The 7,572-nt window shown below is 66.1% G+C and carries 5 protein-coding genes and 1 pseudogene; 2 read left to right on the top strand and 4 right to left on the bottom strand.

All coding sequences use genetic code 11. The features are described 5' to 3' along the window. Positions 1-742: 742 nt before the first annotated feature. Positions 743-1,660, bottom strand: coding sequence for a toll/interleukin-1 receptor domain-containing protein (locus CC117_RS40355; RefSeq protein ID WP_084131654.1), 918 nt, complete (start codon positions 1,658-1,660; stop codon positions 743-745). A gap of 388 nt (positions 1,661-2,048) precedes the next feature. On the opposite strand from CC117_RS40355, the gene uppS reads away from it, so the two are divergent. After that, positions 2,049-2,825, top strand: coding sequence for a polyprenyl diphosphate synthase (gene uppS, locus CC117_RS06680; protein WP_071082883.1), 777 nt, complete (start codon positions 2,049-2,051; stop codon positions 2,823-2,825). Positions 2,826-3,293: 468 nt separating this feature from the next. Further along, positions 3,294-3,488: pseudogene (locus CC117_RS34305) on the top strand (TetR-like C-terminal domain-containing protein); the annotation flags it as partial. A gap of 55 nt (positions 3,489-3,543) precedes the next feature. Here the strand turns inward: CC117_RS34305 and CC117_RS06670 are convergent. From CC117_RS06670 to CC117_RS06660, 3 genes are all read right to left on the bottom strand, one after another. Next, on the bottom strand, positions 3,544-5,811 hold the full coding sequence (locus CC117_RS06670) for a protein kinase domain-containing protein (protein WP_071082882.1): 2,268 nt from the start codon (positions 5,809-5,811) through the stop codon (positions 3,544-3,546). 211 nt (positions 5,812-6,022) lie between these two features. After that, entirely contained in the window at positions 6,023-6,730 is a 708-nt protein-coding gene (locus CC117_RS06665) for an IS6 family transposase (RefSeq protein WP_071082881.1), read from the bottom strand. 464 nt (positions 6,731-7,194) lie between these two features. Next, positions 7,195-7,572 (bottom strand): transposase (locus tag CC117_RS06660; RefSeq protein ID WP_198541755.1); only part of this gene is annotated, 378 nt, incomplete at its 5' end.

Below are 7,572 nucleotides of genomic sequence, written 5' to 3'. Positions count from 1 at the left end.
CCTCATGGTCACGAGCAGGACCCCAGAACGGTTCGCCGACGGCACGAGCCAGCAGCGGCGTCTGACGAGCAGGCTCCGGATGAGCACCTACCGCTCCACAGGACCGGCAGCGACCGGGGAGCGGCGATTCCCCAGACGACATCCCGGCAGCTGGCCGACGTGGAGCGCTRCTGGACATCGCCTTGATCGGCGAATACTGCAGGGTTCGAATAACAGCATCCTGCCGGTCAAATGAGACTTATTCGCGCCAGATGCGACATATGGCGGGCACCGAAAATTGGATACCGGGCTCTCGGGGAGTCTCAAATTGGAGTCTATCGCGACACGCCGCTTTCCCGGCAGCTAAACGTGGATGTCGATGTCCGATGCAACGATGATGCATCGGATGCAACAGGAGGCTGCCGTGGCGGAGCGTGTCGATCTGCCCGGTGCTGCGCATCTTGTTCTAGACGCGACGGTAGCGCACTTCGATCCAACGGCGGCGGTGTTCGCCGCGAGGTTGCAAGGCTGGTCACATCAGTAGCAGAGCCGGTTTCTGCGGCCGGCCACGGTCCGGGCGCAGCTCGATCTCGTGCGCAGGTTTGCGCCGTTCACAAAACAGTGCCGGTGGGAGCGGACCCCGGGTAAGAGCGAGGCGTTTACCGCGGATCTGGTCTCGGGGGCGAGTCCGTGAGTGGCGTCGACGGTGCGGGCCCATCGGGAACGTATGCATGGCCCTGGGCGCGGATCGCTGAGGCGGATTTCACGACGAAGGATCGGGTCTGCGACCACTGTGCAAAAATCGTCGCACAGTGGCCGAAACCATTAGAATCCGTTTGGATACAATCAAAAGGGTAAGTATCGGACTTATCAAGCCGTAGCTTACAATGAACGCTATGGTTTGCAGCATGCTTGGCCCCTCCGCGGGCACCGATCCACCCAACGCCATAATGGTGAGGTAAAATAAACAGCAGAACGCATACCAGATAGGTATGCCGAAGCCGAGTCGGGCTGGCAGCGACAAGTTGTAAAATATTACGATTAGAGATTTTGTAAATTTCTTATCGGGTGCTACCGATAGCTGGGCGTTCCACGTGCTACGTCGTGCCGAATTACCGTGCGGGTTGGCGGGCCGCCATGGCGACGTCGGGTAAATGGCAGGCGGCCTGAGTCTCGCTCCAGGTTGCGATGGAAGCTGGGAAATGGGAATGTCTGGAGACATTTCGGGTTTCGCGCGACCGGTGAGACTGTGTCGTACCCGCTCAAGGAGGTACGCTTGGGCTTCGTCTGGTCGTCGGTCGAACAGATCAATGGACACCACGTTGTGGAGAAGGCCCGGACGAGGGCACTCTTCGATCCGCACAGGTACGAGCTTCCGCTCGAATCCGCGCGGGTCCGCAGCCTGAACTGCCATCCACTCTTCCTGCCCGTAGACTGAGTCAAGGTATGCTGCAGACAGCAGTGCGATCGTCCGGGTTGCTCGAGTCACACCCTGGTGCATGCGGAGGCGCCAGTTCGATCCTGGTACGAAGTCCCATGCCTGGATCAGGACCCGATAGCCAGCGTCCTCCAGCTGCCATGCCACCCACTCCGCCCACTTCTCGTCGGCGCGTGTGTAGGACACAAAGAAGTCCCAAGCCTCGGTCTCATCTTGTGTCCCTGACTTCGCCACGGCGGACATCTTCCCACTACGCTCTTAACGGGAAACCACTGCATGGCCTCAGACGTCCGGGCCAGGGCGGTTGGGTGTATCCATCGGTCATGCCGTCGATCGGCTGCGCCGTTCGCGGATGGTCTCCTCCGCTTCCTGCGATGACGCTTACCGCAGGTGAGCTTCGTCAGTGTCGCCTCGTATCAGAAGCTTCCGGTGCTCAATCATCGAGAAGTATTACCGGGACGACCTCCACCCTACTGGTGCGCCCCACCTCTCCAAACCGGGACCGACAGCAGCGGGCTCCGGACGCACCCACCGTCCCGCTGTCCCAACCCGCGCAGCACCGCAGGAACGCCCTGGATGGACGGGACCGGCGGCACTAGAACCGGCGGACAGGTGGGCATAGATTCAGACTGTGCCAATACGCGATCTTGCCTACACCGTGTACGCCCGCCGGCTCCGCGCGTCGCTCAAGGGAGCCGCGCTACCGAGGCACGTTGGCCTGATCATGGACGGCAACCGCCGCTGGGCCCGCCAGATGGGGATGGCCAATCCCAGCCTCGGCCACAAGTTCGGCGCCGACCATGTCGAGGACGTGCTGTCGTGGTGCGAGGCGGCCGGGATCAAGCATGTGACCGTCTTCGTCTGCTCCACCGAGAACCTGGCCCACCGCGAGGATGCCGAGATCGCGTTCCTCATGAAGGTCATCGAGCAGGTTGTCTCCGACAAGATCGCGACTCCCGATCCGGCGTGGCAGATGCACATCGCGGGCCTGCTCGACGCGCTGCCGGACAGCACGGCCCGCGCGCTCAAGAACGCCGAGGAGGTCACCCGATCTTGCTCGACGGGGGCGCATGTCACCCTCGCCGTGGGGTACGGCGGCCGGCAGGAGGTCGTCGACGCGTTCCGGGCCCTCCTGCACGAGCAGGCCGAGACGGGCGCCTCGCTGGCCGACCTGGCCGAGACCCTCACCGCCGAGGACGTCGCCCGCCACCTCTACACGGCCGGCCAGCCCGACCCCGACCTGGTCATCCGCACCAGCGGGGAGCAGCGCATGTCGAACTTCCTGCTCTGGCAGAGCGCGTACTCCGAGCTGTACTTCTGCGAGGCGTACTGGCCCGCGTTCCGCGAGATCGACTTCCTACGGGCACTGCGCAGCTACGCCGCCCGTGGTCGTCGCCACGGCGCCTAACGTGGCGGCTTCCCGACGACCTGCCGGCTCTGCCGCCGGCTCGCCGCCCGGTGCCACCGCTGGCGCGCGAAACCACCAGGTGGGCCACGGCACCCGACGGGGAAGAACAAGGCTCACGCTCGTCAAAGCCCCCCGACGACTCCCTGCGAAGTGGAATCCATGACGGATCATCCCGCCGGCATCCAGCGAGCCTCAAGGTCTCGACGATGAATACCGCAGGGTTCGAATAACAGGTTCGTTCGGATCAAGGGCATGCGCGGCTCTGCGAGGTCYAGCCCTCTGTACAAGCCGCCCTGAATTCCGAGTCATAACACCAAGTGGCGATTTGGAAGGTCGAACTCGGCGCAGGGAGGCATATGTTGCAGAGAAAGGGGCGGTCGCCAAGTTGATGAGAACGGCCTCAACCTGGCTGGCGGCGTGGTCGGGTGGCCCGGGGGTGCGATCCCCCCGGGCCACCCGACCAGGGAGAGCGCCATCGACGTCCTGTTCACCCGCGCCGCCGAGCGGGGCGAGATCAGGCCGGAGCACCTCACCGACCAGGTGAAGTCACTCCCCTTCGACCTCCTGCGCCACGAGTTCCTCATGACCTTCGCCCCCGTGCCCGACGACGTCCTCGAAGAGATCGTCGACACTATTTTTCTCCTCCTCGCGCTCCGCCATTGACCTGTGCCCGGGCCTCATTCCGCGGCGTAGGACAGGACAGGCCGCCCAGTTTTTGTCAGCCCGGCGCGACGGATCCCTGGGTGTCAACGTATTTGGGAGAGCACTTCCTGTTGCCGCGTGCACTCTCATTCCAGATACAGATTTGCACGGAGTACCTATAGTAACCAAAACCGCCAGCAATGGCCGGCCTGGAGTTCTTCGTAGAATAGTTCGACGCCGCGATGCCGGCGGACGCGGGATCAGCGCCATAGGCAAGGTCGATGGTTGTGACCTCGGCGGCGCAGGACGCGGCACCGGCGGAGAGTGTTCCGTAGAGAACACCGGAGAAGCTCAGCCAGCCCGCACAGCCGGAAACGCTGATCTCTGAGCCCGCGCTGTATTTCGGGTCGCTGCTCGGGCCCGCGGGCCCGGCCTGGGCCGGGCCGGATGGCGATCTTGTCGTAGTCGACGCGGCCGGCGGCGTGACGCCCGAGGAGGCAGGAACCTGCGGGCCGACGGACGAGGGGGCAGGAGACTGCGGGCCGGCAGACGAGGCGGAAGGGGCTGGTGTGTCGACCGGGGCAGGCGTGGTGGGCGCGACGGAAGACTGCTCTGGCCCTGATGCGGGCGTGGTCACCGCGCTCCGAGATCTCGCGTTCTCCGCAGGGCCTGCCTCGGCCTTCGGTGCCGCGGGTTTACCGACGAACGGGATTCCGAAGTCGAACAGCCCCAGCGGTATCGCCAGCACGGCCACCACAACGGCGCAGACCGAGGCCAGCCGTGCCGCTCTGCGCTGCGGCCCTGCTGCCGCGCTGCGCCTCCGCCTGCCCCCGCCTCCGCCCTTGCGCCCGACCGCGGCGGCGGCGGGGGGAAACTCCGGTGTGTCGGATGCGGGAGACCGCTGGGGCGGCACCAGCGATTCGATCGTCGATGCATCGACAGGCGGGGGGCCGATGGCGGAAAACGGGGCAGTCAGGCTTTCCGTACGTTCGTCCTGCGTCGCGTTGACCTGCTCGAGCAGGGATCGGCGGGCGGTGTCGGCAGCCTGACCGAAAAGGTCGATGCGAACACTGTCGTCCAGTGGATCGGGACAGGGGCAGTCCTCGACCCGGACCGGAATCAGCTGGCGGGGGAGTCCCAGCGGGTCGGCATCGCGGACGGAGTTCCATTCAGTCCGTCCGAACGCCGGTTCCAGACTGACGGGAGAAACGATCACCAGCGAACGAGTGGCGCATCTGATGCCTTCGAGCATCCCTGCGGTCCAGTAGGAGACCGGCAGGTCAGCCCACGCCTGGAGCAGCACCCGGTAGCCGGCGGCAGTCAGCTGCCCGGCAATCCATTCTGCCCACGGATGATCGGCCCTGGCGTAGGAGATAAAGAAATCCCAGCCCGGTAAGGTCGCCGGCTCATCGGAAGAAACCGCGGTCGTGGTACCGCCGACGGTGACGGGCCTGGGAACAGGGTCGACGGCGGCGCGCCGCACGGCATCAGAAAGGTGCAACGGCAGCCCGGCACGGACGGCCCAGCCAGGTCCGAATGCCTGGGTCGCGGCCTGAGCGAGGTCGAGCGCGAACGCGGCAGCGTCCTGGTGGCGATCGCTGGGATCTTTGGCCAACGCGCGTAGGACGACCGCGGCCAGCGTGGGCTCCACACCGACCATCGGAGGTGGCGCTTCGGCCAGATGCTGGTACCACAACGCCTGCACTGGCTGCTTCGCGTCGAACGGCGGCCGTCCGGCCAGCAGCCGGTAGAGCACCACCCCCAGCGCGTACAGGTCGGTACTCGGACCAAGCCGGCCGTGCTGGAACTGCTCCGGTGCCATGTACAGGGGCGTGCCCGCCATCCCGCTGGCGGTCGCCGCCGATCCCTCGAACACTTTCGACAGCCCGAAATCGCTGACCTTGGGTGTCCCGTCGAGGGCGAACAGGATGTTGTCGGGCTTGATGTCACGGTGCAGCACCCCGTGGCCGTGCGCATGCTCCAACGCCGCCGCGACCGCCAGCCCCACCGCACACGCCTGCTCCGGCCCCATATCGGCCTGGCGGCTGGTCAGTGTGCCCCCGTCCAGCAGTTCCATCACCACCAGGCACAGGCCCTCGGCCTCGACATAGTCGTGCGCGCGCAGCACATGCGGATGATCCAGGCCTGCCAGTACCCGTGCCTCGGCGGCGAAACCGTTTGCGACGTCCTCGGAACCCTCGGCGTCCATCACCTTGATCGCCACCGGGCGACCCATCCGCCGATGTTCGCCGGCCAGCACCAGGCCGAACGACCCCGCCCCCAACCGCCCGGCCACGTGGTAGCCAGGCAGGGCTTTCTGTACCCGCTCTCGGTCAACGATCATCGATGGTCCCGGCCGCCCGTCCTGCCACCCGCAATGGCGGAGCCAGTCTATACATCACGCCACGAATCACTACAGAACGGTCACACCGCGATCGCACGGAACCGAAACGGCGGTGGGCCCGTCCAAGAGGCATGTTGCGACGTGAGTTCATGCAGGGGCGCTGTTGCGTCTGGCGAAGGCGGGGCATGCCAGCGGCCGGGGCGACTGCCGGTCAGACGGCGGCGGTGAGTTCGGTGAGTGCGGCTGCCAGCCTCAGCTGTGGGTTGGTGTTGACGGCGAGTTCGTAGTGGCCGCGGCGGATGTTCTGCACGAGGGCGTGTCCGGCGCTGACGGTCTGGACGGAGCGGAGGCGTTTCAGTCCGCGCATCGGCCGGAGCCGTGCTTTCAACCGACCGCGGTTGGCTTCGATCCGGTTGTTCTCCCGGGCGGCGTCGACGTGGCAGGCCTCGGGGAGCAGTTCGTCGAGGATCCGTGGGTAGACGGGTGCCGTGTCGGTGGTGACCTCGGCCGGCCGGCGTCCATGCGTCAGCGCCCGAACGAAGAACCGCCGGGCGGCCTGGTCGCGGCGGGTGCTGGCCAGGACGTCGATGACCTGGCCGTGCTGGTCAACCGCCCGGTACAAGTAGGTCCACAGGCTGGAGACCTTGACGTAGGTCTCGTCGACGAACCACCTCTCGCCAGGACGGTGCCGACACGGCCGGGCTGCCTCGGCCAAGAGGGGGGTGAAGCGCTGCACCCACCGATAGATGGTCACGTGATCAACGTCGAGGCCGCGTTCGGCGAGCAGCTCCTCGACATCCCGATACGACAGYGCGAACCGCAGATACCAGCGCACCGCCAGGACGATCACCTCGGGCGGGAACCGGAACCCCGCGAACTCCGACGCCAGAACCGGTGGGCAGGCACGACGTCGACGCATCACTCGATCATGACTGATCGGCAGCCGCGATGCCGGACTCCGTCGATGCAACAGTGCCGCCGCATCCACACCGCCTGCGGCGACGTCCCACCCGCCGATCTCGAGACCGCCTACCGCCAGCAACGCATCTTGATCAAGTCCGAGCACTCAAACGCATGAGTCTCCGGACGCGCCGGGGCGGTTCAGCAACGGCGGCACCGAAGGCGTCAACACCAAGACCAAGAAGATCATGCGTCTGATGCACGGCCGCGCTGGGTTCCCGCTTCTCCGCCACCGCGTCCTGCTCGACTAACCTCGATCTTTCGCCAGGTGGCTGGGTCGGTTTGTCGGTCGTCCCGCCCCGTTTTTGATGTTGAGTTGTGCTGTCGGGGTGTGACGGGGTGGCCCGCTGTCGCGCGGGCTGGGGCGCTGGTCCACGGCCGGGGATGGTGCGAGGTCGTCGGGACAGGGGCAGGTCCGGGTGGCTATCCGGGGTCGGGTAGCGCGCGCAGGGTGGTCAGGGCCCCAACGGCCAGTGCTGCCCAGGGATGGTGGGCGGGCAGGTGGAGCACGGTGTGTCGTGCATGGCGGGCGAGCCGTCCAGCGATGGTGAACAGCCTGTGCCGTAGGCGTTTCGGTTCCCACCGCCGGGCGGCGTGACCAGCCAGGGCGAGCATCTGGGTCCAGGCGAGTAGATCGAGTGCGAGGGAGACGACGGCGCACCAGACCCTGTTCTGGGTGAAGTCGTGCAGAGGCAGGTTCGCCAGGCCGGTGTCCTTCGCGGTGCGGATCCGGTCCTCGCAGCGGGCCCGGCGGCGGTGACGCAGTTCCAGGTCCGCGAGCTGGCCGCGGGGGGTGTTGGT

It is taken from the genome of Parafrankia colletiae, assembly GCF_001854655.1.
Classification (GTDB): Bacteria; Actinomycetota; Actinomycetes; order Frankiales; family Frankiaceae; genus Parafrankia; species Parafrankia colletiae.
Note: the sequence above shows the minus strand (reverse complement) of the source record. Positions and strands in the feature narration are given on the sequence as shown.

What these genes read in the sequence shown, in the direction of transcription:
- CC117_RS06670 (WP_071082882.1), bottom strand. Translation starts at nt 5,811, where the DNA reads ATGATCGTTGACCGAGAGCGGGTACAGAAAGCCCTGCCTGGCTACCAC.
- CC117_RS40355 (WP_084131654.1), bottom strand. Translation starts at nt 1,660, where the DNA reads ATGTCCGCCGTGGCGAAGTCAGGGACACAAGATGAGACCGAGGCTTGG.